General features: G+C 69.4%; 16 protein-coding genes and 1 pseudogene. 4 read left to right on the plus strand and 13 right to left on the minus strand.

Annotated elements, in window-relative coordinates:
- On the minus strand, positions 1–994 hold a 994-nt coding region (locus ACFYL6_RS20275), incomplete at its 3' end, for a hypothetical protein (protein ID WP_387173162.1).
- 198 nt (positions 995–1,192) lie between these two features.
- On the opposite strand from ACFYL6_RS20275, the gene ACFYL6_RS20280 reads away from it, so the two are divergent.
- Positions 1,193–1,831: a LuxR C-terminal-related transcriptional regulator gene (locus ACFYL6_RS20280; RefSeq protein WP_387173164.1), complete on the plus strand. Its 639-nt coding sequence runs from the start codon at positions 1,193–1,195 to the stop codon at positions 1,829–1,831.
- A gap of 2 nt (positions 1,832–1,833) precedes the next feature.
- Here ACFYL6_RS20280 and ACFYL6_RS20285 read toward each other — a convergent pair whose 3' ends face one another.
- From ACFYL6_RS20285 to ACFYL6_RS20300, 4 genes are read right to left on the minus strand one after another with little or no spacing between them, the layout of a single operon-like run.
- Positions 1,834–3,213, minus strand: coding sequence for an EsaB/YukD family protein (locus ACFYL6_RS20285; RefSeq protein ID WP_387173166.1), 1,380 nt, complete (start codon positions 3,211–3,213; stop codon positions 1,834–1,836).
- A 26-nt stretch (positions 3,214–3,239) separates the two neighbouring features.
- Entirely contained in the window at positions 3,240–7,241 is a 4,002-nt protein-coding gene (gene eccCb / locus ACFYL6_RS20290) for a type VII secretion protein EccCb (RefSeq protein ID WP_387173168.1), read from the minus strand.
- Positions 7,242–7,247: 6 nt separating this feature from the next.
- Positions 7,248–9,992: a right-handed parallel beta-helix repeat-containing protein gene (locus ACFYL6_RS20295; protein ID WP_387173170.1), complete on the minus strand. Its 2,745-nt coding sequence runs from the start codon at positions 9,990–9,992 to the stop codon at positions 7,248–7,250.
- Positions 9,982–10,761: a hypothetical protein gene (locus ACFYL6_RS20300; RefSeq protein ID WP_387173172.1), complete on the minus strand. Its 780-nt coding sequence runs from the start codon at positions 10,759–10,761 to the stop codon at positions 9,982–9,984. Before ACFYL6_RS20300 ends, ACFYL6_RS20295 begins: the two co-directional genes overlap by 11 nt.
- Before the next feature lie 155 nt (positions 10,762–10,916).
- On the opposite strand from ACFYL6_RS20300, the gene ACFYL6_RS20305 reads away from it, so the two are divergent.
- Positions 10,917–11,933 (plus strand): CE1758 family FMN-dependent luciferase-like monooxygenase, encoded by a 1,017-nt coding sequence (locus ACFYL6_RS20305; protein ID WP_387173174.1) that lies wholly within the window; start codon positions 10,917–10,919, stop codon positions 11,931–11,933.
- On the opposite strand, the gene ACFYL6_RS20310 is transcribed toward ACFYL6_RS20305, so the two are convergent.
- The 5 genes from ACFYL6_RS20310 to ACFYL6_RS20330 all read right to left on the minus strand — a co-directional run bounded on the left by ACFYL6_RS20310 (position 11,934) and on the right by ACFYL6_RS20330 (position 16,442).
- Positions 11,934–13,394 (minus strand): hypothetical protein, encoded by a 1,461-nt coding sequence (locus ACFYL6_RS20310; protein WP_387173176.1) that lies wholly within the window; start codon positions 13,392–13,394, stop codon positions 11,934–11,936.
- Complete coding sequence (locus tag ACFYL6_RS20315) at positions 13,391–13,621, minus strand: hypothetical protein (RefSeq protein WP_387173178.1); 231 nt, start codon at positions 13,619–13,621, stop codon at positions 13,391–13,393. Before ACFYL6_RS20315 ends, ACFYL6_RS20310 begins: the two co-directional genes overlap by 4 nt.
- 35 nt (positions 13,622–13,656) lie before the next feature.
- Entirely contained in the window at positions 13,657–14,073 is a 417-nt protein-coding gene (locus tag ACFYL6_RS20320; protein ID WP_387173180.1) for an RICIN domain-containing protein, read from the minus strand.
- 71 nt (positions 14,074–14,144) lie between these two features.
- Positions 14,145–14,768: a sigma-70 family RNA polymerase sigma factor gene (locus tag ACFYL6_RS20325; RefSeq protein WP_387173182.1), complete on the minus strand. Its 624-nt coding sequence runs from the start codon at positions 14,766–14,768 to the stop codon at positions 14,145–14,147.
- A gap of 120 nt (positions 14,769–14,888) precedes the next feature.
- Positions 14,889–16,442, minus strand: coding sequence for a S8 family serine peptidase (locus ACFYL6_RS20330; RefSeq protein ID WP_387173184.1), 1,554 nt, complete (start codon positions 16,440–16,442; stop codon positions 14,889–14,891).
- Between the two features lie 306 nt (positions 16,443–16,748).
- Between ACFYL6_RS20330 and ACFYL6_RS20335 the strand changes: the two genes are divergently transcribed.
- Positions 16,749–18,341, plus strand: coding sequence for an RICIN domain-containing protein (locus tag ACFYL6_RS20335; RefSeq protein ID WP_387173186.1), 1,593 nt, complete (start codon positions 16,749–16,751; stop codon positions 18,339–18,341).
- A gap of 238 nt (positions 18,342–18,579) precedes the next feature.
- Here the strand turns inward: ACFYL6_RS20335 and ACFYL6_RS20340 are convergent, their stop codons facing one another.
- The 3 genes from ACFYL6_RS20340 to ACFYL6_RS20350 form a co-directional block, all read right to left on the minus strand.
- Complete coding sequence (locus tag ACFYL6_RS20340) at positions 18,580–19,695, minus strand: hypothetical protein (RefSeq protein WP_387173188.1); 1,116 nt, start codon at positions 19,693–19,695, stop codon at positions 18,580–18,582.
- A gap of 20 nt (positions 19,696–19,715) precedes the next feature.
- On the minus strand, positions 19,716–20,234 hold the full coding sequence (locus ACFYL6_RS20345; protein ID WP_387173190.1) for a SigE family RNA polymerase sigma factor: 519 nt from the start codon (positions 20,232–20,234) through the stop codon (positions 19,716–19,718).
- A gap of 224 nt (positions 20,235–20,458) precedes the next feature.
- The gene (locus ACFYL6_RS20350; RefSeq protein WP_387173192.1) at positions 20,459–23,545 is read right to left on the minus strand and encodes a S8 family serine peptidase; all 3,087 of its coding nucleotides are present in this window, start codon (positions 23,543–23,545) and stop codon (positions 20,459–20,461) included.
- 1,191 nt (positions 23,546–24,736) lie between these two features.
- On the opposite strand from ACFYL6_RS20350, the pseudogene ACFYL6_RS20355 reads away from it, so the two are divergent.
- Positions 24,737–25,048 (plus strand): annotated as a pseudogene (locus tag ACFYL6_RS20355) (peptidase inhibitor family I36 protein); the annotation flags it as partial.
- Positions 25,049–25,530: the final 482 nt, after the last annotated feature.

Here is a 25,530-nt window from a genome sequence, read left to right on the forward strand (position 1 = left end):
GCGTCGGCCGACTCTCGCTGTCGAACCCGCTGAACACGGTGCCGTCATCAGACACCTGCGACGTCACACGACTTGAGCTGTCGTACGACACCTTCGAGCCATCATCGAACGACCACGTACTACCACCATTGGCGGCGTAACTGATCGTCACCTCACCCGAACCCGGCACACTCGCATGCGTCGGCCGACTCTCGCTGTCGAACCCGCTGAACACGGTGCCGTCATCAGACACCTGCGACGTCACACGACTTGAGCTGTCGTACGACACCTTCGAACCGTCATCGAACGACCACGTACTACCACCACTGACATACGAGATCGAGGCGACACCACCACCATTAGGCAACACCGCATGCGTCGGACCATCATCAGTGAAAGCACTAAACACGGTGCCCTCATCAGACACCTGCGACATCACACGACCCGAACCGTCGTACGACACCTTCGAACCGTCATCGAACGACCACGTACTACCACCATTGGCGGCGTAACTGATCGTCACCTCACCCGAACCCGGCACACTCGCCTGCGTCGGACGACTCTCACTATCAAAGGCACTGAACACGGTGCCGTCGGACGACACCTGCGATGTCACATGACCCGAACCGTCGTACGACACCGTCGAACCCTCGTCGAACGACCACGTACTACCACCACCGGCATACGAGATCGACGCGACACCACCATTAGGCAACACCACATGCGTCGGACCATCATCAGTGAAAGCACTGAACACCGTGCCGTCGGACGATACCTGCGACGTGACACGACTTGAGCTGTCGTACGACACCTTCGAGCCATCGTCGAACGACCACGTACTACCACCACCGGCATACGAGATCGACGCGACACCACCATTAGGCAACGCCACATGCGTCGGACCATCATCGGTGAAAGCACTGAACACCGTGCCGTCCGGCAACTCCTGTGACGTGACGTGACCGTCATCGTCGTACGTGACAACCGACCCGTCAGAGAGCTTGTCGGTCAGCACTCGGCCTCCTGGTCGGGGCGTCGGATGGTGGTCCCCCACCGAGGCTAGGAGCGGGCATGGGAGCGGTCGAAATCCTCCGTTCAGGGACGTGCGGGAGATCTCTCGGGAAATCCGACCGTCCGTGAACCGGTGGCGCGGGCGACACGTTCTAGGAGCCGTTCACCCCGGTCTGCCCGGGTTGAGGGCCTGGAGGTACTCGTGTATTCAGTCGCGATCGTCGCTGCACAGCCCATCGCACGCGCCGGCATCGAGAAGCTGGCCTCGGACGACCCGGGGCTGCGGGTGGCGGCGGCAGTTGGCTCTCTGCGGGACCTGTACAACCGCGGCGGGTCGTACGACGTCGTCGCGCTCGACCTGCCGCAGGTCACCGCGTCCACGCTGGACGACGTGGCCAAGCTGACGTCGATCGGTGCGCCGCTGGTGAGCTCGGTGTGGGAGGGTTCCCCGTCGCTGCTGGCGACTATCCGCGCTGGGGCGCGCGGTTGCATCAGCCGGCAGGCGGAGCAGCGGGACGTGCGCGAGGCTATTCGAGTGACCGCTCAGCAGGGCTTCTACCTGTGCCCGCGGATGATCAGCCAGTTCCAGATGGAGCTGAACAGCCGCAGCGACGAGGACCGCAGTGGGCTGGCGCCACGGGAGGTGGAGACGCTGCGCTGGATCGCGTCGGGCTTCACCCACGCGCAGATCGCCACCCGGATGGGCCTGTCGCAGGCCACGGTCAACACCTACGCGAAGCGTATCCGCGCCAAATTGAACGTGAGCAACAAGGCCGAGCTGACCCGGATGGCCATCGAGATGGGCCATCTGTCCCGCACCCGCCGCAACCCCGCCGCCTGACCTCAGAACAGTGAGCGGCCGACCGCGATCAGGTGCTCGAACACGCCCAGCACGCCCAGCGTCAGCGGCGCGATGGCGAGCCCGGTGACGACGCCGACGACCTCGGCCCGGCTGCGTTTGCGCGGGGCCTGCGCCACCGTCGCCGCGTCGATCTGATCATCCTTCGAAGGAATCAGGTAGGCCATGGCCACCCCGACGCCGACGACGAGCAGACCGGCGACGAGCAGCAGTGCCGCGACGAGTACGTCGGCAGCGCCGGCCTGGGTCACGCCGACGATCAGCGCGAACAGCCCGACGAGACCAGCGCCGGCGGTGGCGAGCAGTTCACCGGTGACGGCAGCCTGCCGAGCGCGGGCGAGCAGGGCCGCGCTGACAACGATCGCCGTGGCGACGGAGAAGGCTTCGCCGGAGACCGCGAGCGGGGGCAGGGCGAGAGCGAGGGCCGCGGTCGGCCCGGCCACGACGACGGCCAGGAAGCGGTTCGAGTCCCGTACGAGCTCGTTGGTGGCTTCGGCAGCCGCACTACGCCCACGGGGTCGGCGGACTCCCCAGGACGTCAGCATCGCCGACGTACGACGGGCACCCGCGAGCATGGCGACGGCCACGGCGGCGACGAGAGCCATGGCCTGGTTCCGGTCCGCCTCTAGGCCGAGTAGGAGCAGCGCTACGACGGCCGCCACGAACAACTGGACCTCGACGGCGGCGAGGACGACGCCGGGTACGAGCGCGAGTCCCATCAGGGCGGCCAGGTTCGCGCCGGCGATGGCGCCGATCCAGCGGTAGTCCGGGCCGCCCAGGCCGCCGCCGGCGAGCAGGCCTGCCACGGTCAGGCACGGCAGGGCGCCAAGCACCACGAGGTGAACGAACGTCTCGGGCATGGTGCTGGGCTTCTGTTGCAGACCCCACCCGACTCCGAACAGCGCCAGCGCGACCAGGACCAGGACGACGACCGTGACGGACGGGGCGCTCAGTCCGCTTGCCCTGCCGATAAGGACGGCGGCGGCGGCGAGCCAGGCGAGGCCGAAGGAGAGCACGACCGGGCCTCCGCCCGGCCGAGCGCGGCGCTGCGCGGCCGACTCGTCGGCGACGACCTCGTCGATGTCCTTGACCACGGGCGCCTCGCCGGGTTCCCGGGTGACGTCGCGTAGGTAGAGCACCTGACCGTCGACCACGCCGAGGTCCTGGAGGCTGGCGTCGAGCGGGTACGCCTGTCCGTCCACGCCGGCCAGCGACCAGGCGGCCGGCATCACGTCCGGCTCCGCCTGCCCGCACAGCTCCGCCAGCTGCGGCGCGTACTCCCCGATGGGAGCGGTGGACGGCACGGCGATGTCGACCCGGCGCAGTTGTCCCACGACGGTGATGCGGCTCTGCTCGTTCGCCATTGAAGACGCCTTTCGGGTACGGGTTGTCAGGCGCTCGTGGCGACCTGGATGAGCCGGCGGGGACGGCCCCGCTCGACCAGGACGCCTCGGCCGGGTGGACGCTGGGCTGCACGTTCTTCGCCGAGCACCACCCCTTCGCGGTGGTCGCCGGAGAGGATCAGCCCGCCGGTGCCCATGTCGCGGATGCGGGCGGCGAGCGGATCACCCATGGTGCGGGAGATGCCGGCGACGCGCCGGGCCAGGACGACGTGCAGACCGACCTCGCGGGCCTGCGGTATGAACGCGGCCAGCGGGTTGAGCGGGCCGGACGCGCCGGTGAGGAGGTCGTAGTCGTCGGCGACGACGTACAGCTCGGTGCCCTCCCACCAGTCGCGGGCCTTCAACTGGGCCTGGTTGATGCCCGGCGGGGGTACGCGTTCCTTGAGCTTCTCGACGACCTGCTGCACGTACACCTGCGCGGTGGTGGCGTCGCCCGCGTACGCGCCCAGGTAGTCCTCCGGGACGACGTCGAGCAGGGTGTGCCGGTAGTCGAAGAGGACGACCCGCATGTCGTACGGGGAGGAGCGCTCGGTGAGCCCGGTGAGCCACGTCCTGAGCAGGGTGGTCTTGCCTGACCCGGCGTCGCCGTACACCAGGAAGTGGGGGTTGTCCCCCAGCAGGTCGAGGGTGACCGTTCCCAGACCGTCCTCCGCCAGACCGATGGGAACGGCGTCGCTCGCGGGGTCGACGGCCAGCTCACGCACCTCGACGCGGTGGGGGAGCAGCTTGACCGGGGGCGCCACCCGGCCGGTCCACCCTGCGGTGATCTTTCCGATCGTCTCCTCCTGGGCCTCACGCAGGCCCTCGGCGGTGTCCTGCCCGTCGAGGCGGGGCAGCACGATCTGGAAGTAGGCGCCGGGAGCGCTGAGGCCGCGACCGGCCGTCCCGGACGGCACGCGGGCGGCCATCCGCCGGTTGACCTCGGATTCGGTGGGGTCGTTGAGTCGCAGCTCGGTGCGGGTGCCGATGCTGTCGCGCAGGGCCGGCCGGATGTCGTTCCATCGGCCGGTGGTGAGCACGACGTGCACGCCGGCGCCGAGGCCGCGGGCGGCGATCTCGGTGACGATCTGCTCGGCCCCCTCGAACTCGGCGCGCAGGGCGCCCCAGTTATCGATGAGCAGGAAGATGTCGGCCCCGCGTACTCCGGCGGGCAGTTCACCGGCGGTGCGGCGTTCCCGGAAGTCCCCGATCGAGTCGACGCCCAACTCGCGCAGCAGGCGTTCCCGTTCGACGATCAGTGACCGCATCTCGGCGAGCGTGCGGCTCACCAGTTCGAGGTCGGTGCGTCCGGCGACCGAACCGACGTGCGGCGCCGCCGCGAACGGATGCAGCGTGCCGCCGCCGAAGTCGATGCAGTAGAACTGCGCCTCGTCGGGGGTGTGGGTGAGCATCGTCGACATCATGATCGTGCGCAGCAGGGTGCTCCGGCCGGTACGAGGAGCGCCGACGACGGCGAGGTGACCGTGTGCCCCGCCGAAGTCCATCAGCAGGGTTTCGTGTTCCTGGCGGAGCGGCAGGTCGAGCAGACCCAGCGCGACCGACAGTTGACCGGTCAGCGGCCACATGCGGGCGCTGTACCCCCGGTCCGGCTGGTCGCTGGGGCGGCCGATGAGGTGGTCGAGCGCCAGCGCGGGCGGCAGCGGCGGCAGCCACACCTGGTGGGCGGGCGCGGTCAGCGAACTGAGCCGCTCGACGATGATCTGCAACTCGGTGGGGCCGTTGCGGGTGGTGACCTGGTCCTCGTCGGGTTCCCGCTCGACGACCTCGGACGGCGTGCGGATCCCGAACGGCGCCAACATCGGGCCGTGGCGGCCGGCGGCCGCGTCCCGCTCCTCGGGGCTGACGAACGGTGAGGAGACGTGGGCCACCCGCAGCCGCTGGTAGATCGACTCGTCGACCTTGAGGTATGCGGAGCCCGGGATCGGCGGCAGCTTGTACGCGTCCGGCGTCCCGATCACCGTCCGCGACTCGGCCGCGCTGAAGGTGCGCAGGCAGATCCGGTACGACAGGTGCGAGTCGAGCCCGCGCAGGCGTCCCTCCTCCAGTCGCTGGGTGGCCAGCAGCAGATGCATCCCGAGCGACCGGCCGACCCGCCCGATCTGGACGAAAAGTTCGGTGAAGTCGGGTCGCCCGGCGAGCAGTTCACCGAACTCGTCCACGACGATAAGCAGGTAGGGCAGCGGCTCCAGGGGTCGACCCTGCGGGTCGGTGACACCGCTGGCGCGGCGCATCTGGTACTCGCGGATGGTGTCCACGTTGCCCGCGTCGCGCAGCATGCGCTGGCGTCGCTGCTGCTCGCCCATGAGCGCGGCGAGCACCCGGTCGATCATCGCGGCGTCGTCGGCCAGGTTGGTGATCAGCCCGGCGACGTGTGGCAGTCCGACCAGCGGGGCGAACGCGGCGCCGCCCTTGAAGTCGACGAGCACGAAGCTCAGCAACTCCGGCGAGTGGGTCAGCGCAAGGCCCATGGTCAGGGTGCGCAGCAGCTCGCTCTTGCCGGAGCCGGTCGCGCCCACGATGAGGCCGTGCGGTCCGGATCCGCCCTGCGCCGATTCCTTAACGTCGAGCACGACGGTCCGACCGTCGCCATCGGTGCCGATCGGCGCCCGCAGCATCCGGGGGTCTCCCGGGGCGACCCAGCGGCCGGTCAGGTCCGCGCTCACCGGATCGGCGCCGAGCACCATCTCGGTCAGCGACCTGGTCCGGGTCAGCACCTGCTCGCGCTCGTCGGAGAGCCGCAGCGGTGCGAGCGCTCGGGCGATCAGTTCGGCGAACTCGGGGGTCACCGCGTCCGGCACGCAGTCGACCGCGGGTGTGGTGACCAGCTCGGTGCGACCCTCGACGGCCAGGTGACCGTTGTCGTCGACGCGTACCCGCAGGTCGACCCGGCCGGGCTCGTCGGCGTCCCGGTCCGCCAGGAAGATCAGCGTGAGCCCGGTTTCCGGCCCGGCCGCCAGCAGCAGCGCGTTCATCAGCTCCGAGCGTCCCCACTCGGAGACGGGTGCGAATCCGGTGAACGCGACGATGAGCCGGCGCTGCCGAGGCGCGTTGCCACGCTCGACGGACAGTTGGGACCGGCGCGCGGTCTGGGCCTCGATCCGCTGGGCCAGCTCCTGAGTCAGGTACGGACCCAGCAGCTCCGGGTCGGGCGCGATCAGCGACACGGTGCCCGCCTCACCGCGGGCCTTGGGCTCGAACGTGTGCGGCAGCCACTTGGCCCAGTCCCAGCGGGGGCTGCCGGACGTCTCGATGGCGATGGTGACGTCGTCGGGGGCGTGCAGCACTGCCACCTGGCAGAGCAGAGCGCGCAGCAGCGGTTCGGTGCGGGCGGCGCCACCGACGAGGCTGATCACCCCGGCGTTACCGACGTCGACGACCATCGGCTGACGTTCCACCCGGCCCATCTGGTCGATGAGAGTCCGCGCCGCCTGCGCCGACTCCCAGTCATAGTCGGCCAGCGGGTCCATCTTGGCGTCCATCTGCAGCGGCGTGGCGAGCCGCACCGAACCGCAGCCGAGCCGCGTATACAGGAAGTCGTCATCGTGCTGGCGGCGCTCCCAGATCCGCTGCCGGGTGGTGGCGATCGACCAGAGCCGGGCCGGCTCGGGATTGCCGAATGCCGCCACCGTCCGTTGCGCGGCGGCCACCTGCCGGGCGCGGTCCCGCGACAGTTTGAGGTGGCCCCGGTAGCGCAGCCGCTGTCGGCGCGTGGTCTTTCCGGCCACGCTGCGCTGCTGCATCCGCATGGCGATGACCGCGCCGACGGACGTCACGAAGAAGAGCACGCCGATGATGATCAGCGCGGGTCGCCCGAACGTGACCATGTAGGCGGCCATGCCGACGCTGGACAGCAGCGGCAGGACGAGGCTCCATGCCGTGTTCGACGGGTTCTCGGTGGGCGGCTCGGGCGGGGTGGGCAGGACGACGGTGTCGTTCGGCAGTTCGGGTTGCAGGACCCGCGCCGGGCGGTGGAAGGCGAGTTTGGTCACTCGAGGTCACTCCCGGAAGTCGTCGTCGATGCCGGCAAGATCGTCCGCCTCCAGCGTGCTGAGGTGTTCGTCGGTCGGGTTGATCAACTCGAACACCCGGGCCGCGTGCTGCTCGGTCATCTGCTGGAACACCTTGCGGGCGAACCGCCCGTTGCCGAACCCCTCACCCCGCCCGGTGGCCTCGAAGAAGGACCGCAACGCCGACTGGGCGGCCGGCGACAGTCGATAGTCGTGCTCCCCGGCCTGGGCCTCGACGATCTCGACCAGCTCGTCGGAGGTGTAGTCGTCAAACGTCAACGTCCGCGAGAACCGCGACGACAGGCCCGGGTTGGCGGCGATGAAGTGCCGCATCTGGTCGGGGTAGCCGGCCACGATGACCACCACCTCGGCGCGGTGGTCCTCCATGAGCTTGACCAGCGTGGATATCGCCTCCTGACCGAAGTCGGAACCCTGTCCCTCCGGCACCAACGCGTACGCCTCGTCGATGAAGAGCACGCCGCCGAAGGCACGCCGGAATGCGGCCTCCGTCTTGGGTGCCGTGTGCCCGACGTACTCGCCGACCAGTTGGCCGCGGTCGACCTCAACGAGGTGGCCGCTGGTGAGCATGCCCATGGCCGCCAGCAGTTGGCCGTAGAGGCGGGCGACTGTGGTCTTTCCGGTGCCCGGGTTGCCGGCGAAGATCAGATGGCGGGACATCGGCGGCGGCGACAGCCCGGCCTCGCGCCGCCGCTGGACCATCTGCATCAACTTGACCATGGTCTTGACGTCCTTCTTGACGCCGGTGAGACCGACCAGGGCGGCGAGTTGGGCGAGCAGGCCGTCGAGGTCGGCCTCCGAGGCGACCGGGGTGGCCTTCGCGCCGGACGTCCGGGGACCACCCGCGGGCAGCACCGACACGGACACGGTGGCACGCTCGGCCGAGGTGGATCCCCAGGTGGCGCTGCCGACATCGGTGCTCCAGCAGTCCTGGAAGGTCGCTTTGCCGCCGTCGGCCTGGCTGACGTCCTCGTCGGCGTCGTGCACGTGGCAGCGCAGCAGTGTCGGGTCGGCGCCGCTGCCCACATAGACGGACGGGTAGGCGGTGTGCGACACCTCGGCGTCGATGACGAGACCGTGCGCGTCCGGCCCGAAGTAGAGACCATTCTTCTTGCAGTGACTCATCCGCAGGTCACGGACAACGGGTGCCGCTGCGGCCCAGACGGCCAGCCCACTGCCGCCGACCTCGGTGATCTCGCAGCCCTCCAGCACCGCGCGGGACTCCTCACCGAGGAACACGCCGGCCGCGCCGCAACCGTCCACCCTGGTCCGGATCAGCGTCGGCGCACAGCCCGCCGCGACCTCGATGCCGGTCTGCACGGCCGCGCTGATCCGACAGTCCTCCACCAACGGACGGTGGGGGGTGTCGAGGTGTACGCCGATCGTGCCGCCGGTGACGGTCACGTCGCGCAGCACGGCGTCAGCCGCGCCGTCGACGTGCACCCCATGGTGCGCGGCACCCTCGACGACCCCGCCGCGCATGTGCAACAGAACCCGCTCACCGGCCCGGACACCGATCTCCGGCGTACCCGCCACCACGCAGTCGACGAGCGTGGCCTCGGTCGCGCCAACCAGGTGAACCGCGGTGAGAGCGCTGCCGCGGATCTCACAGTCGCGCAGCAGGACTCGACCGCCCGCCGCGTAGACACCGTTCGCGGCCGAGTCGGTGAGAGCGCCGGAGAAGCCGCGTACCTCGGCCTCGTCGCGGACCGCGAGCGCGGTCTGCCCGGTGTGGGCCACGCGGACGTCGTGCAGGGCGACCCGGCTCTGCCCGGTCGCGAGGATCCCCGCCGACCCGGCCCGCTCCACGTCGGTGTCGTCGACGCGGACCTCGGGAGAACCCTCCAGGAGCAGTCCCGCCGCCTCGGTGCGGCTGATCCGGCAGCGCTGGAGGGTGACTCCACCGTTTCCGGGATCACCGACCTGGGCGCCGGCCAGCATGCCGGGCTTGACCGCCGGCCACCAGGCCGCGTCGAAGGGTGCGCTTCCGGTCACCCGCACACCGTCGGCCGCGATGTCCTGCAACACGCAGTCGGTCAGTCGGGCCGTGGCCCCGTCGGTGATCGCGACGCCGACCGCGCCGATCCGGCCCAGCTCACACCGGTCGAGTACGGCCGTTGCGGTGCCCTCGGCGACCAGTCCGGTGCCGGTGATCGAGTCGAGATGAACGCCCACCAGCTCGCCGCGCGCCGACCCGGTCAGCACGACGCCGTTGCCGTCGACCCGGTCCACCCGCACGTCGACGGCGTTCAGCCGCGCCCCGTCCACCGCCGTCACACCCGCACCGGCGACGTCCTGCACCGTGCACTGTCGCAGCATCGCCGTAGCGCCGCCGGACACCTCGACGGTCCCGCCGCTGACGATGGCCGCCTCCAGGGTCAGCGAGCCGCCGGTCACGCTGATCGCGACCTGGCCGGGCCGGGAACCGGAGACGGTCAGCCCGCGTACGGTCGCCGCACCCCCACGGACGACGAGCGCGGGACCTTCGGTGCCGGTCAGCTCGGCGGTGCCCTCCTCCTCGACGAGAAGGGTGACGGGGCGGTCCAGGACGACCTGTTCGCGGTAGACGCCCGGGGCCACCACGATGACGGTGTCCTCCCGGGCGGCACGAACCGCCGCCCCGATGGTGCGGTGCCGGCCCCAACCCCGGGTGGACACGCGCTCCACCCGGCCCGTCGCCGGGATCGGGGCGAGGGTTTCGGAATCAGGTCTCACAGGCCACCTTCATCTGGGCGAGCGCGATCCGGCTGCCCTTGACCCCGGCGCTTCCGGACAGGTCGAGAGCGATCGCGATCTGGTTCTGGTGCACCGGGAACGTGCCGGCCGGCGCCCAGGTGCCGGCGTGCGCCTTCTGGTCGAAGGTGAAGTTGGCGTACGGAGTTCCGCCTCGCCCGGGCGTCATCGCGTACCGGACCCGGTTGGCCAGGTGGTAGTCGCCTTCGGGTACGTAGACCGACACGGCGCAGGTGTTCATACCCTTCGGCGGCGCGAACCACCAGGTCACCGACTCGGCGCCGGTCTTCGTCTGCTTCGTCGCCGGCGGCGGCACCGTCGCGTACGTGCCGTGGCAGTTGTCGCCGTTCCACCCGCCGGTGCCGACGGTCCGCCACTCGGCGGTGCGTCCGGCCGCCTCGAATCCGTGATCCGGCGCCGCGACGCAGTCCCAGCCGGCCACCATGCTCCAGGTGGTGGGTGCACCCGAGGCGAGCACTCCGTTGGGCGGGGCGGCCTGGGCCGGAGGCTTGTCGGGTAGCGGCTTGACCAGGCTCCAGAAGATGCCGACCACCAAAGCGCCCACGCACACCAGGGCGGACACGGTGACCAGCGTGGGCCAGCGCACGGTGAGCCGCTCGCTGGCCGGGCGGTCACCGGCGTGCTCCACGTAGGCGCGGACGAACTCCTGGCGCCAACTGATCGCGGCTGCCGGCCCCGAACCCTGCGGTTCGGGCATCACCACGGTGGGGGCGCGGGACGGCTCAGCCACGGTCACCTCCAAGATTCCCGTTCACCAGACGGGTGGGCGACCGCCCCGGTTCACGAGTTCGCGGTGAAATTGCGCGTGACCGAGCCCGGCCGGTGAACCGGGTGGCCCAGGAGTTCGTTCTGTTGAGGTCGTCGGCGCGAATACCGGGAGGTCGGATGCAGTTCGGTGTGTACAGCGTGGGTGACCTCACCCCGGACCCGGAGCAGGGGCGGACGGTGAGTGAGCACGAACGGCTGCGAGCCGTAGCCGTCATCGCCGAGCATGCCGAGTCGGCCGGCTTCGACGTGTTCGCCGTCGGCGAGCACCACACCGGGGCGTACGTGACCTCGTCACCTGTGGCGCTGCTCGGATACGTGGCGGCCCGGACGTCGCGGCTGCTGCTGTCCACGGCCACCACCCTGATCACCACGAACGACCCCGTCCGGCTGGCGGAGGACTACGCGACGGTGCAGCACCTGTCCGGCGGGCGGCTCGACGTGATGCTCGGCCGGGGCTCCTCCCGCTCGGCCTACCCCCTGTTCGGCAAGGAGACCGCCGACTCGCACGCCCTCGCGGCCGAGAACTACGCCCTGCTGCGCAAGCTCTGGCGTACCGAAAACGTGCACTGGTCCGGCGCCTTCCGGACCCCGCTGCACGGGCACACCACGCTGCCACGCCCGCTCGACGGCACCCCGCCGTACGTGTGGCACGCGGCCGTCACCAGCGAGGAGACCGCCGAGGAGGCGGCCCGGTACGGCGACGGCTTCTTCGCCAACCACATCTTCTGGCCGACCGAGCACACCCGTCGGCTCATCGCGTACTACCGGGAGCGGAGCGCCGTACACGGCCGGGGCCCCGCGGTGGTCGGACTCGGTGGCCAGGTCTTCGTCCGCCCCCGCTCACAGGACGCGGTCAACGAGTTCCGCCCCTACTTCGACCGGTCGCCCGTCTACGGCGGGGGCCCGTCGCTGGAGGAGTACACCGCGACGACCCCGCTCACGGTTGGCAGCCCGCAGCAGATCATCGACCGGGTGCTCGGCTTCCGCGAGTACGCCGGCGACTACCAGCGCCAACTGTTCGTCATCGACCACGCCGGGCTGCCGCTGCGGGTCGTCCGCGAGCAGCTCGACATCCTCGGCGAGGAGGTGCTACCCGTCCTGCGACGTGAGGCACCCGCGCTCACGCGGACGTGATCACTCTCGCGGGGGGACATTCGCGGTGACGACCGCGCCGCCACCGGCACGGGCCACGGTGAACGACGCCACCGAGTCGAGCGGCACCGCCAGGTGACCGCTGACGTTCTGCGTCTTATCGTCGGCCTCCCAGCTCAGTACCCGCCACACGCGGCCGTCGGACGAGGCCGCCATCAGGCGATAGCCGATGCCCTTCTTCAGTCCGTCGACGGCGGCCTTGACGCCCACCCCGTCACCCTGCGCGGTGGCCACCACGGACAGCGAGGCACCAGTGGCCGAGTCGGCCGCTACGGCGGTCACGGTCACCGCGAGCGGCGGTGCGACCCGATCGACGTGCTGTACCAGTGCCCCGATGGCCAGACCGGCCACCGCCAGCGCGGTCGTGAGCATCAGCCCGGCGCGGACCATCGCACCACGTCGACGCCGAGTCGGTACGGTGCGGCGCTCGGCCTGGGCCTCCCCGCCGGGGCGGCGGTGGTCATTCCGTACCACCGCCGGGGCGGTGGAGACGGCCGCAACCGGAAGCCCTTGGGTCCGAAGCGGTCCGGCTGGTCTGCGACCCGGCTCCTCCCGATTGGCTGGCCGGGTCCGGCGCGGGTGCTCATCGGTCGGAACGATCGGCTCGGAGGCCAGCGCCTCGGACGACCGTCGGGGCGGACCGGCCACGACCGACACGTTCGCGGCCGGCCGTGGCACGACGCGAGGCACCGGTGCCGGTGCGGCCGCGGCCGGGGCCGGCGAGGACTGGGCTGGGGTGGCCGCCGGGGGTGGAACCGCTGGCGGAGGCGTAACGGCCTGCTGTCCAACGGGCTTCGCCACGTCGGGAGCGGACGACGGCACAGCCGAGGCGGGCGGCCCGGACGACGGCAGCCCGGACGGCGGCGCGACCGGCAGCGGGGACGGCGGCCGAGCAGCCGGGGAGGCCACCGGTGGGACGAGTGGCGACGGCGAGGTGGTGCGTGCCGGCGCGGGCGGTGACGTGGTGAGCGGGCGTGCGACCAGCGGCCGGGTGACCGGTGGCGGGGTCGCCGGTTCGAGCGGCTGCGGCGCCCCCGGCGCACGGGTGTCGGAACTGAGAGCTTCGGACCTGGCGACTTCGGGCTTGGCGACTTCGGGCTTGGCGGCCCTGGACGCCACGGGTCCGCCCCGATCCCGACGTTGACGCCGCAGACCCGGAGTGGGCTCCGGCTCCGGTTGGTGGGCGAGGAACTCGACGAACCGCGCCGGGGGTGGGCCGGCGCGGTTCAGTGCGCCGAAGTTGTCGAGCAACTCCTCCCGATCCTTCTCGGGCAGCAGTGCCAGCACCGCGATCGTCTCGATCACGGCCTCGGCCGCGCCCCGGCAGTCGGTGCAGTCGCCGAGGTGCGCCGCCACCAGCCGCCCCTCCACCCGGTCGAGCGCGTCGAGGTAGTACAGGGTGAGCAGTTCGGTGACGTGCGGGTCGCCGGCTCCGCCGCTCATCGGCCACCGGGCCGGGTAGACGGGTCGCCATCCTCGCCGCTGGAGGCTGCTTCGCCTGGCAAGCCGAGCATGGCCAACGCCGCGACCGTCTCGACGATCTCGTCGGCGAGGGCCCGGCAGCCCGCGCACACCTGAAGGTGGCGGTGGATCAGCTCACTCTGACCAGGGTCGAGCGCACCCAGGTAGTGGAGGACGATTTGCTCCTCCTCGATGTGGGCGCCCCACACGCTGTCCGCCCCTCTTCTCCGCCCAGCTTCCCGTCTCAGGAACCGAGCAGCCGCCGCCTCTGGTCCTGCGGTGCCGTCAGCTTGCCCGACCGGTTGACCGGCACTCCGTTCCAGGTGGAGTTCCTGCCGGACGGGGCCTGATCCGCCCCATCGATCCCCACGACCTTGCCAGAGCTCCGGTTGGCGATCCATACCGTGCCGCCACCGACGTCCCTGAGCTTCCACTGCCGACCCGGACGCGCAGCGAACAGTCGTAGCGGGGCGGCCTCGGCGCGCGAGAACTTCAGCCCGTCGTACGCGTTCGTGACGTAGCCGGGCCGCGGGGACGATGCGCTCTTCCACAACTTGTCCTTGGAACTCACGGAGAGCCCCAAGGCACCCATCTCGGCATGTCCGCGTCTGGTCGCCAGGAGGCGGTGCCACACGCGCCGCAGCTTCGCACGCTTCTTCATGATCCACTCTATGCGGCTAGAACGTCCGGGAGGAGTCTGCGCTCACCAGACGGCGCGGCGACGGTGCCGGTTCACGGTTCGTCGGACATTAATCCTTTCGTTGGAGGCCGAAACACGAATCCTCGGGCGATAAGCGCCTCACGGAGCGCCTTGAGCCCGTAGAAGCTCCGCGACTTCACGGTGCCCGGCGGGACGGCCAGCAGTTCGGCGACCTCGGCCACGGACCGTTCCTGGAAGTACACCTCGACGAGGGTGACCCGCAGCCGCTCCGGAAGAGAGTTGAGGGCCGCCCGCACCTCCTGCGCGTCGATCATCTGCTCGAAAGCGTCACCCGCGCCCGCGTACGTGTCGATGAACTCGTCGGAACGCTCGTCGGGGCGAACGTTCGCGGCGCGAAGCTGGTCGATGAGGATGCGCTTGGCCACGGTGAGGAGCCAACCCCGACTCCAGCGCCCGTCCGCGTTGCGGGCACCTGGGTGCCGCCACGCTCTCAGCAGCACCTCTTGGACGATGTCCTGGGCGCGGTGGACGTCGCCGCGCGTCAGCCGGGTCAGGAAGCTGAGCAACACCGGTCCGTGGACCTGCTCCAGGTGTCGCAGTGCTTCCTCGTCGCTCTCATCGGTTGCGGCCGTCGCCTGGTACGGGACGATCTGAGCGGCCTCGGGTTCGTCCGGGCCACGAAGACCTGAGGACATATGTGGCACCCGGCCACCATGCCAGTGGCCACCACAAGTGTCATGACGTTGTTGCACACGTTCGGACGTCCCTGAAAGGGGACGTCCGAAGGGTCCCGACGGGGACGTCCGATCCCTGGATCAGCCCCGGGCCGGACTGGGTTCGGTGAAGGAGTCCTCATCCTGGGCGCGGTCTTCACGCAGCAGCCGCCGCACACGCAGGACCAGCATCACGGCCGCGGCCAGCGCCAGAAGGATCACGACCACCAGCAGAGCCGTACGACCGTCGGTCATCCCACCGCCGCTCGCCGGTGTGCCGCCGACGTTGGCCTTGGTGACCTCCTCTGGCAGCCGTGTGGTCACCGACGCCGCCAGGTCGATCAGGCCGTAGCCGTACCGGGCGTCGGGCACCTTGCCATTGCCCATTTTCTGCGCGGTCGCCTCGATTCGGTGGGCCACCTGCTGCGCCGTCAGATCCGGGTACGCGGCGCGCACCAGCGCCGCGGCGCCGGCCACGAACGCCACCGCGTACTGGGTGCCCGAACGCGCCGACGAGCCGGTGCCGGTGATGCCGAGTTCGGTGATGTTGACACCGGGCGCCACGACGTCGATACCGCCGAGGTGGTAATCCGCCGCCCACTGCCCGTCCATGCCGATGCCGCCGACCCGCAGCAGACCCGGGGCCGTCTTGGCGTTCTGCGCCACCGCCACCGAGGCCAGCGAGGAGCACGCCACCACGACGACGTCCTTGCCCACCGCGCCGTTGATCGCCGCGATGACGCCGGAGTCGTTGGTGTCCACGTGTGACCCGAGCGCGATCACCGTCGCGCCTGCCTCGGCCGCCGCGGTGATCGCCGACGCGCTGTCCTCGGCGCGGGCCTTGCCGGCGGCGTCGGTGATCCGGACCGGCATGACCGTGGCCTCGGGAGCGATACCGCTCGACCCCTGGTCCTGGCTCACGATGAGTCCGGCCATCCCCGTACCGGTCCCCAGGCAGTCGGTGTCGCCCCGGCCCGATCCGGCGATGATGTCCATCCCCTCCGAGACGTGGCCGGCCAACTGCGGCAGACTGCCGTCGACGCCGGAGTCGACCACGGCGACCAGTTGACCGTTGCCCTTGCTCGTGGGCCACGCCTGGTCCGGTGCGAGTCGAAGGGTGGCCCAGTTCGACTTGGAGGAGGACGTCGAGGCGGTCGCGCACTGGCCCGGCTTCGGTTTCGTACCCGGCGTGGGGGTCTGGCCGGGCTTCGTGGTCGAACCGGGCGATGTCGTGCCCTTGCCGGGCTTCGTCGTGCCGGGGGACGGCGACGACGACGGCCTCGGCGCGGGCGACGGCACCGTCGTGGGTGACTTGTCCCCGAGCACACCATGCTGCACACCGGCACCGACCGCGTCCCACGGCAGGATCAGCATCCAACCCGGGTTCAGCTTCGCCGGATCCGTGAGGGCCTGGCCGTCGGGCTGCTTCCGGCCGGTGTTCAGATTGAAGATCTCCGACGATCGGGAGCCGCTGCCCAGGAACCGGTCGGCGATCTCGGTGAGGTTCTCCGGTTTCCCGGCGTACGACGTGGTCACCGTGTAGTATTTCACGTTCTCGTCGGCGGCCGACGCCGCCTGAGCGGTGAGCCCGAGCAGCGCCAGAACCGTCGCGACGACCAAGCCGACGCGTCCGACCGAGCGGGTGTTGCAGGACATGGAATCACCTTCGTCGTCGCCGCCGGCATCTCCGCGCGGCCGTCCGGCCGGCACGCCGGTCGGCCACGCCAGCCAGACGGGGCGGGCTATCCGCCGGTTCACGATCCCGGCGGATTTTCTCGACGACGTCGCGGAAGCGTGAACCGGCGTCCGTGTCGGGCCGTTTCCTCGTCGACCCATACCACCGTGGCGTGAAGGTGTGTAGCAGTGACTCCGTTCAGCCGAAGTCCTCGACCCAACCGATGGCAGTTGTCCCGACTGGGCCGCCGACCCGCGGCGATCGCCGGGTTGAGTGTCCTTACCCTCATGGCTGGTGTTCTGCCGATGGCGGGTGATGGTCCCGCAGCGGTGGCCGCGGAGGCGGTGGCCGGCAAGCCGGTGCCGCCCGCGCTGTCCGAGACGATCGTCGCGGCGTCGCTGTCGTGCCCGACGTTGAACCCATCCCGTCTGGCCGCCCAGATCATGATGGCGTCGGGCTTCAACAGAGGTGACAGTCGGGGCGTCGCCGGCCTCAACGACGACGACTGGAAGCTCTGGCGTCCGGCCATGAACGCGAACCGGGCGGACAGCGAGGCCAACATCTACGCCCTGGCCCATCACACCTGCGACACGGTGGGCCGCTTGCGGGCCGCCGGGCTCACCGGCGACCTGTGGCCGCTGGCCATGGCGGCCGACAAGAGCGGATTTACGGCCGTCACCAAGGCCAAGGGCATTCCGGACGCCGCCCGGGTCCACGTCAACCGCCTTGAGGCGTACGCGCGTTGGTACGCCAACCAGCAGCCGTTCCGCATCGACGCCAAGGGCGCGCAGTCCTCGCCGTCGGCTCCGATCCCCGTGCCGGGCGCCTACGTCGCCGCGATCCGCAAGGCCGGCTCGATCTGCCCGGCCGTCACCCCGCCACTCGTGGCGGCGCAGCTGATGGCGGCGTCGAAGTTCGACGCCAACCTGCGGTCGCCGGAGGGTAACCAGGGCATCGCCCAGTTCAGCCCGGAGCTGTGGAACCAGTACCGTGCGACGGCGTCCGCCTCGGTGTGGAACCCCGACGACGCCATCCCGGCGCTCGGCATGGCCATGTGCGACCTGGACGCACAGCTGACCGACCTGAACGGCGACGAACCGTTCCGGCTCGCTCTCGCCGCCTTCCAGTGGGGCGACATGACGGTCCGCGCGGCCGGTGGGGTGCCCAGGGCAAACGTTCCCCAGCTCGCCGACACGACGCCGCGCTACGTCTCCGCGTACGAAAAGGACACCCGGCTGACCGGCGGCCCGGCCACGCCCGGCAGTTCGCCGACGCCCGCGAGCCCGAGCCCGACGCCGACGCCGACGGGTGGCAGTCCCGCCGCCGTTCCCCCGGCCGGCGGCGGATCCCAGGGCCAGGGTCCGTCCACCACCTCGCCGAGCCCGGCCGTCGCCCCACCGGCGACCATCTCCGGGCTCCGGGTGGGTCAGAAGTACAAGCTGCTCAACGACCGAACCAACTCGGTGGCGGAGCTGCCGGAGTGGGATGCCAACAAGAGCGTTGGCGCCCATGTCCAGCTGTGGCTGAAGAGGGACCAGGCCGACCAGTACTGGACGGTGACGGTCGCCCCGGCCGCCGGCTACATCGTCTTCGTGAACGCCTTCAGCGGTCACGCGCTGGGCCTCGAATCCGGCGGAACGTGGAACGGCGCGAAGATCCACCAGGTGAAGCTGAACCCATCGGACCCGTCGCAGCAGTGGTATCTGCAGGCCGCCGGCGGGGGCAAGTGGTACGTCCGCAATCACGCGACCGGCAAGACGCTGGACATTCTCGGTGACGATTTGGGGCCGGTCTCGGACGGCACCTGGAACGGCAAGTGGGTCGAGCAGTGGGACATCATCCCCGGCCAGCGCGACCAACTGTGGAGCTTCATACCGTGACGACGCAGCGCGGCTCCGGTCCTTCACGGACCGGGGCCGCGCAGCACCGGAGGCGACGAATATCGGATGCGTACCCACCGGGCCTGCCTGTCTACGTGGGCCAGGATCAGGTCTTGAACCGCTACCGGTGGTGGGCCGAAGGCGCCAAGCAGATGGTTCGGGGCCCGGACGCCACCCGCCCGGGCCCCGACGTTCGAACTACTTCCTTCTTCGCGGGACAGGACCGCTGGGTGTGGCGCTACTGGCCCGTGACCGGGTACCAGGTGGTCGGGTCCGCAACGGTCGCGAACCTGAGCCCCTCGGCGATCGCGAGGATCTCGGCACTGGACAGTGTCTCGGACCGGTCCAGCACCTCGACGTAGTAGCTGTCGTCGATTCTCAGGTCACAGGAGTGATAGCCGACGGGGCACGGCGTCGCGGTGGGGTGCCGCAGCGGTCCCGACGTCTCGTTTGGCGCGACCGAGACGCGGATGGAGGGCACCTTTTCGAAGTCGATCGGCGACGTCAACGAGTCGAAGCTGGTCTCCACGGGGACGTACTGTGCGGTGGAGACCGAACTGTCACCCGGGATCGAACTGCCGGTCGTGACGCTGCCCAGCCGCCAGCCCGCCCGCAGTTTGGTCACCTGGTAGGGCAGCTTGGCCACGGTCTCGCCGGCGGTGGTCGTGAACTTCTCGGCGAACTGTCGTTGAAGTTGCGCGGACACTCCCCGCTCACCGAGGCCCTCCGACTCGATCGTCGCCCAGGCACCGGGGGCGTACTGCCAGGCGAGGGCGGGCATCTGCTCCGGCCTGCTGCTGACCTTCTGCTTGTCGCGGTCGATAGCCTCCACCATCAAGACCCGCTCCAGGGTCGTCTCGAGCCCTTCCCGTCCCCCCACGCTGATCGGGGTGCCGGAACGGAAGCGGTCCGGCCGAAACACGCCGGGCCGATAGACCGTCAGCGTACCGGCGACCGCGTTGGTCGGCTGGCCACCGCCGACGTCGAGTGCGGTTCGCTGGATTGGCGCCCGCTGGTACCCGGGAGTTACCTCGGTCGGGTCTCCCACCCGGTAGTCACCGATTTGATAGCCGGCGAAGGTGAGCGCGAAGCTCGCCGTTGCCGGCCGGTGCTCCGCAGTGCTGGCCAGGCCGGCCGACCCGTACGTGGCGGGGGCATCCATGGGCGTCGGCGCGGTGGTCGCGAAGACCGCCGCTCCGGCGACCACCGCCAGCCCCGCAGCCGAGCCGAGGCTCTGGGCGGTCCGACGCCAGCGCGCCCGGCGACGTCCGGATGCCACGATGTCGTCGACGGTCAGCCGCGATGGCGGTGATCCGGCCTTCGCGACTTCCAGCACCTGACGTACTTCATTCATGTTCTTCTCCTCTGAAGCCACTATCGAACACTGACTTTTTGTTTTGCGCCGTGCTTGTCCTGCGCTGCCAGCGCGGCGCGTAGGGCCGACAGACCGCGCGCGGTCTGGCTCTTGACGGTGCCGGTACTGCGGCCAAGGATCTCGGCGGTTTCCTGGACGCTGAGTTCCTCGTAGTAGCGGAGGACCAGCACGGCACGCTGCCCGCGGGGCACCTGCATCAGCGCCGCCCGAACCCGTAACTTTTCGTCGACAGAGTCAGCACGATCGGGTACGGGAAGATCCGGGAGGACATGACTGGCAACCCGCTCACGCCGCCACGGGCGTCGGGTCTCGTCGATCACGGCGTGGATGACGATGCGACTGGCATAGGCGTACGGATTTGTGGTCTTTGTCCAGCGAACGTACAGCTTGGACAGGGCCGTCGACACCGCATCTTCCGCTGTCTGCCAATTTCCGCAGGTTAGATACGCCAGGCCACGCAACGAATCCATGCGGGCGACGACAAACTCCGCGAACTCGGTCTCGTCGATCTGTTTCACCCGTCTCGACTCCTTTCGACAGGTTCAAGACGGTGGGACGGCTCGCGTGGGTTGCATGGGTCGCACGATTCGCACAAAAATTCCGCGTCGCGAAGAGAACCGCGCATCTTGCGTGCCGGTCCGATCTCGGCCTGACTCGCGTACGGGGAAGGGGTGGCCCGGCAAGCCGGGCCACCCCTTGATGGCCGGGCCGTCCAACCGCTGTTGGTCGGCCCGCTCGTCGGCTAGCTGTCGGCTGTCGCCAGCTTGTAGGCCCGGACGATGGTCTGGGTGACGGTGGTGCCGTCCAGGGCGGTGACGGTTGCGCGCAGGGATGCGTAGCCGGCCTGGTTGGGGTGTTGGACCTCGGCGGTCCAGGCGTTACCGGCGGTTCGTACCGTGGCGGGTTGCCAGGTCTTTCCGTCGTTGTAGGAGATGTCGACGGTCAGTCGGTTGCCGATTGCCGCCGGTGCGCCGGGTTGGCGTTGCACCGTGAAGGGAATCCGGTACGTGACGCCGGCAGGTGCCGTCTGGTCGAGGCTCAGGTCTGGCGCGTACCGGACCACGGACAGGGGTAGTTGTGCGCGGCCCTCGGCGACGTGTCCGGAGCGGAAGGTCCAGACGGCGTTGACTCGGGTGGAGAGGTCGCTGATGCTGCGCTCTTCGGCCAGTTCGAGGCGGTAGTCGGCGGGCTCCGGTGGCACGGTGAACTCGCCCCAGCCGGATTCTTCGGTTTGGCCGACCAGTTGGCCGTTGCGGTAGAGCTTGGTGCTCGCGGAGTCGACGGAAGTACCGCCGTAGTGTCCCGCCTGGTCGCTGTAGGTAGGAATGACCACCAATATCTTGTCGCCGCTGCGGCTGACCGCCCCTTCCGGCTGGTCCGCCGCGAGGGTGGGGCCGAACGGGCCGACGTTCCACCGCTCACGGTAGGTCTGGCCCGTCTGGTAGGTGCGTAGCGAACCCGCCAGGCTCGCGCCCCCGGACTCGCTGGGCGGTCCCCAGGAAATGTAGGGGTTCCACTCGACCCCGGCGCTGTAGTACTCGGTTCGCGTCCCTGGCGACGGGAGTCGAATGGACATGTAGGAGCCGATCCCGGGCACCAGATTGTTCGCGGTGACCGATCGCTCGGCGACCATTCCGGCGGGAACGGCACCGAACTCCTGCTCGACCTTGGCCAACTCCTCGTTACGGTAGTGCCGCTCGTATCCGGACGGCAGCCGTCCGGAGACGGTCTCCGCCACCGCGTACAGGTAGGGGCTGCGGCTGAGGTCCCCGTCCGGTCCCGGCTCTGCCCACTGGCTCTGCACGTAGCTGCTGAACTCACTCGCCGGCAGCGGGTCCCCGACGAACAACGTCCGCAACCCGACAAAGCTGTCGGCGAAGACACCTAGCACGACTGGCGGCCCCGACGCCCGATTGTGTTGGTAGGCCACCTCGGCGAACGTCGTAGCGGCATTGGGTTCCGGGACAGTCGCCGTCACCGGTTTGGCGTCCCGGGCGTCCAGCGTCAGGACGGTGTCCTTGGTGAGATCCAGCCTGGGATGGACGATCGCCGCGACATCCGGAAACTCGACGCCATCACGCGGAGTGAAGATCGCCATCATGAGGTGGTAGACGCCCCGCGGCAACCGTACGGCCGGACGACCGTCTTCCGACCAGAAGGCATAATCCTCGCGGGAGTTCATGCTGAAGGCGGAGGAAGAGTAGTTCCCGGTGAGGGAGCCGTCGCTGTCGATGACGGAGGCCGAGAGGTTGTAGCTCTCCGCCTCCCGATTAACAGCGACTGGAGTGACAATCTGGGTGTTTCCAGCGGTGGCGATCAGTTGGCCGGAGTAGAGACCGTCCGCGGCCGAGATGCTGGTGTCGCTCGTCACGATCAGCTGCGCCTGGCCGCCGGCCGGCACCGTCACTCGATCCGTAGCGGGGCGGAACATGCGCGCCGGCGCCGGGGTCTTGTCGGGGCCGAGCACGTTCACGGCCACGGACAGGATGATGTTCGTGGTTCCGCTGTTGCGGTAGGTGACGGTCCGCTGGATCGGCTGGTCATCGCCGTGGGGCCAGAGCGTCTGCCCGTAGGAGAGGCTGGCCGGCTCCGCGGTGACCGACGAGACGATCGCCCGGGACAGGTCGACGCGACCCGCTCCCTGCTCGTAGGCCGTCAGCTCGGGGTTCGGCTTCGCCGATCCCATCAGCGTTCCCTTGAGCTGGCCCGCGGCCCAGTCGGGGTGCTGCTGGGCGATCAACGCTGCGGCTCCGGCGACGTGCGGGGTGGCCATCGACGTTCCGTTCATGGACACATATGCGTTGCCCGCTGCCACGGTCCCACCGGCGCGTGCGGCGACGATGTTGACGCCGGGCGCGGTGATGTCCGGCTTGAGCCCGTCGTCACCGACACGGGGGCCGCGGCTGGAGAAGCCAGCCAGGTTATCCGAGTCGTCGACCGCCCCCACCGTCAGGGCGGCGTCGGCGCTGCCCGGAGAACCCACGGAGGTGGCACCGGGGCCCGAGTTGCCGGCGGCGATGACGAACAGCGTCCCGTAGCTGGCGGTGAGGGTGTTGACCGCCGCTTCCATCGGGTCGATCCCCGGCGAGTCGCTTCCGCCGAGGCTCATGTTGACCACGTCGGCGTGCTTCTCGGCCGCCGCCCATTCCATCCCGGCGATGATCGTCGACTCCGGGCAGCCGAAGTCGGCGCAGACCTTTCCGGACAGGAGGGTGGCGTCGGGCGCCACGCCCCGGTTCAGCCCGCCGGAGGCCGCCCCGCTACCCGCGATGGTCGAGGCCACGTGAGTGCCATGCCCCACCGGGTCACCGTCGCCCGTGCCGATGAGGTCGTTGGTCTCGGTCACCTTGCCGACCAGGTCGGGGTGGGCGGTGTCGATACCGGTATCGAGAACGGCCACCGTCACCCCCTTGCCGGTGTAGCCGGCCTGCCACGCCGCCGGCGCACCGATCTGCGGCACACTGTGATCCAGCAGCACCTGGCGTACCCCGTCCAGCCAGATCTGGCCAATACCGGCCTGCTGCCGTACCGCACCCCAGACGTCGGCCGCCCGGTCCTTCCGCACCGAAACCGCCGCGCCGTTGACCACCGGCAATTCCCGGTTGGCCCGCGCGCCCGATCCCAGCAGCGATGCGCTGGCCCGCCGAGCGCCGGCGGGCGCGGTCACGATGACCGGCACACTGTCCCGTGCGCGGTCGTGGTAGCCGGCGTCGACCAACCCAGTGACATCGAAGAGCCGCCGATCCACCTTTCCGGACCGCACCAGCGACTGCGCGTCCTGCGGAACGACATACAGCGCCTCACCCTCACGAGTGATGAAGAACCGCATACCCCGACGCCCCGCACCCGGCCGCACCGAAACGCCAGCGCCGTCGGCGGACCTGAGCGTGACCCTGTCCCCACTCAACAGGGTGACCGCGAACCCGTCCTTCCCACCCGCAACCGGAACCGCCGCGGACGCCGCGCTAGCGGGTCCGGCGAACCCACACCCGAGACCCACGACCACCGCCCCGGCCAGAAGCCGTCGTGTTAATAACCGAAACCTGTGCAACCCAAGCTCCCCTGGTAGCCGTCATTGACGCGGTGAACATCGACGGCACCTGAGCAATCTTCACATACAACACCCAAAAAGGCGAAGAGGGATGAACCACTCTTTGATCACTATCTACACGGGCCGGGGGCGTACAGCGCGACGTAGCCCCCCTCAAACACCGCTGCCCGGCGCCCCGATGAAGGGCGCCGGGCAGCGGCAATGATTCAAGTCCACGCAAGGCGCCGGACGCTCGGGCCGCACAGTTCGCCGGGACCAGGCTCACACTGATCTGTCTTCGCGGCACGTCGCCGCGCGAGCGGGCAGGGATCTTGCGGGCACTCGCGGAGGTGCTGGGAAGTGCGTGGCCCTGGGGCGGCCCGGTCATAGGCCGAGCAGCGGTCGGGGGCGTTTCGACGTCTGAGTAAGGAGCGACCGCAAGTAGCGCGCGACGGCGAGGCCCGAACCAACGTCGGGCTGTTCGAGTGGGCGACGCGGCGGACCCAAGCTGACTCGCCGTGCGGCCGTAGCAACCGACGCCAGTTGATGTTCGAGGTGGATCCCGGCACACGCCCACCTATGAACATTCACGCGCTGATGGCAGTAGCGGTGTCAAACTTGGAGGATCGGTTTCAGGTGCTTGGCGAGGACTTCCCAGCCGAGCCGCCCATCAAACGGCTATGCAACAGCCCTGCACCGCGCCCCCTTCATCCATTGCTGTAAACAATTGATCCAGTCGTTGGAAACCGTCCATACAGGAGCTATCTGTATCGTTTTTATCAGAGTACAGGGAACGCTCGATGGATCCGGGACTCGCAAGTCCGGGGCATCCGGCTGACCAGTACGGGGAGCGAGCGAACAGCAAGGGAAGTGCGATCTATGATCAATCGAAGGTTCCGCACGGTCGCGGCGGGAGCCGTCTCGGCCGTCGTCGGCACTCTGGTTCTTGTGCCTGGTGTCGCGCAGGCGGCTCCCTAACCCTGCAGCAGTGGCGAGGTCTGCGCCTACCAGAACCTCAATTGGACTGGGAGTGTTGCAAGACTTCCTGAGCTCCTGCCAGGTGGCTCGGGAGCCGTTGGCGACTTCCGCAACCACTACTTCCGTGACGGCACTCCGATCAACGACCAGGTGTCGTCGATCAGGAATTTCACTAATCGCGAGCTGCGGGTCTACGAGCACGCCGATTTTAGAGGCCGTGCCATCGTGGTTCTTCCCGGCCGAAGCGTTAATATGAACTACTGGGTTTTTGAGGATGGCACCTTCGACAATAGGGCGTCGTCCGCCTATTTTGCATCTAGGTAGGCGCCCTGCGATCGGAGCTGTTGAACGAGCGTGGCCCCTGTGTGATCTTTCCGGCTCTGGCGTCGAAGGATTACACAGGGGCCGCGCTCGTCTCGTTGGTCAATTGCGCCGAGGTGGCGACGGGAAGTGCCGCGAGGGCGGCTGCGGCTCAGGAGTGGCTCAGGCTCAGCAATCACTGGCGCCCCAGCTCACCGCCTACCCCGGCAATCTGCACGGCGGCTTCGTTCTCGCCCGGGAGAACGACACCTGGATCGTCGGCGTCAGCGACCGGTTCGGCAGCGTGCCGCCGATCGACGACGGGATGGTGGCGTTCGCGGAGACGCTCATAGCTCTGACGTCACCACCACCATGCGCACCCCGGAACCGATTTCGACGCAGGCCCGGCGACCAGCCTCTGGTCAGTTGGAATCAAGCGGTTGTGCACTGGCCCTACGTAGTCTTTTCGAAGTGTGGGAAGTTGCCGACCGAATTTCGCCGCAGAA

The organism is Micromonospora sp. NPDC007208 (genome assembly GCF_042869175.1).
Lineage (GTDB): Bacteria > Actinomycetota > Actinomycetes > Mycobacteriales > Micromonosporaceae > Micromonospora > Micromonospora foliorum.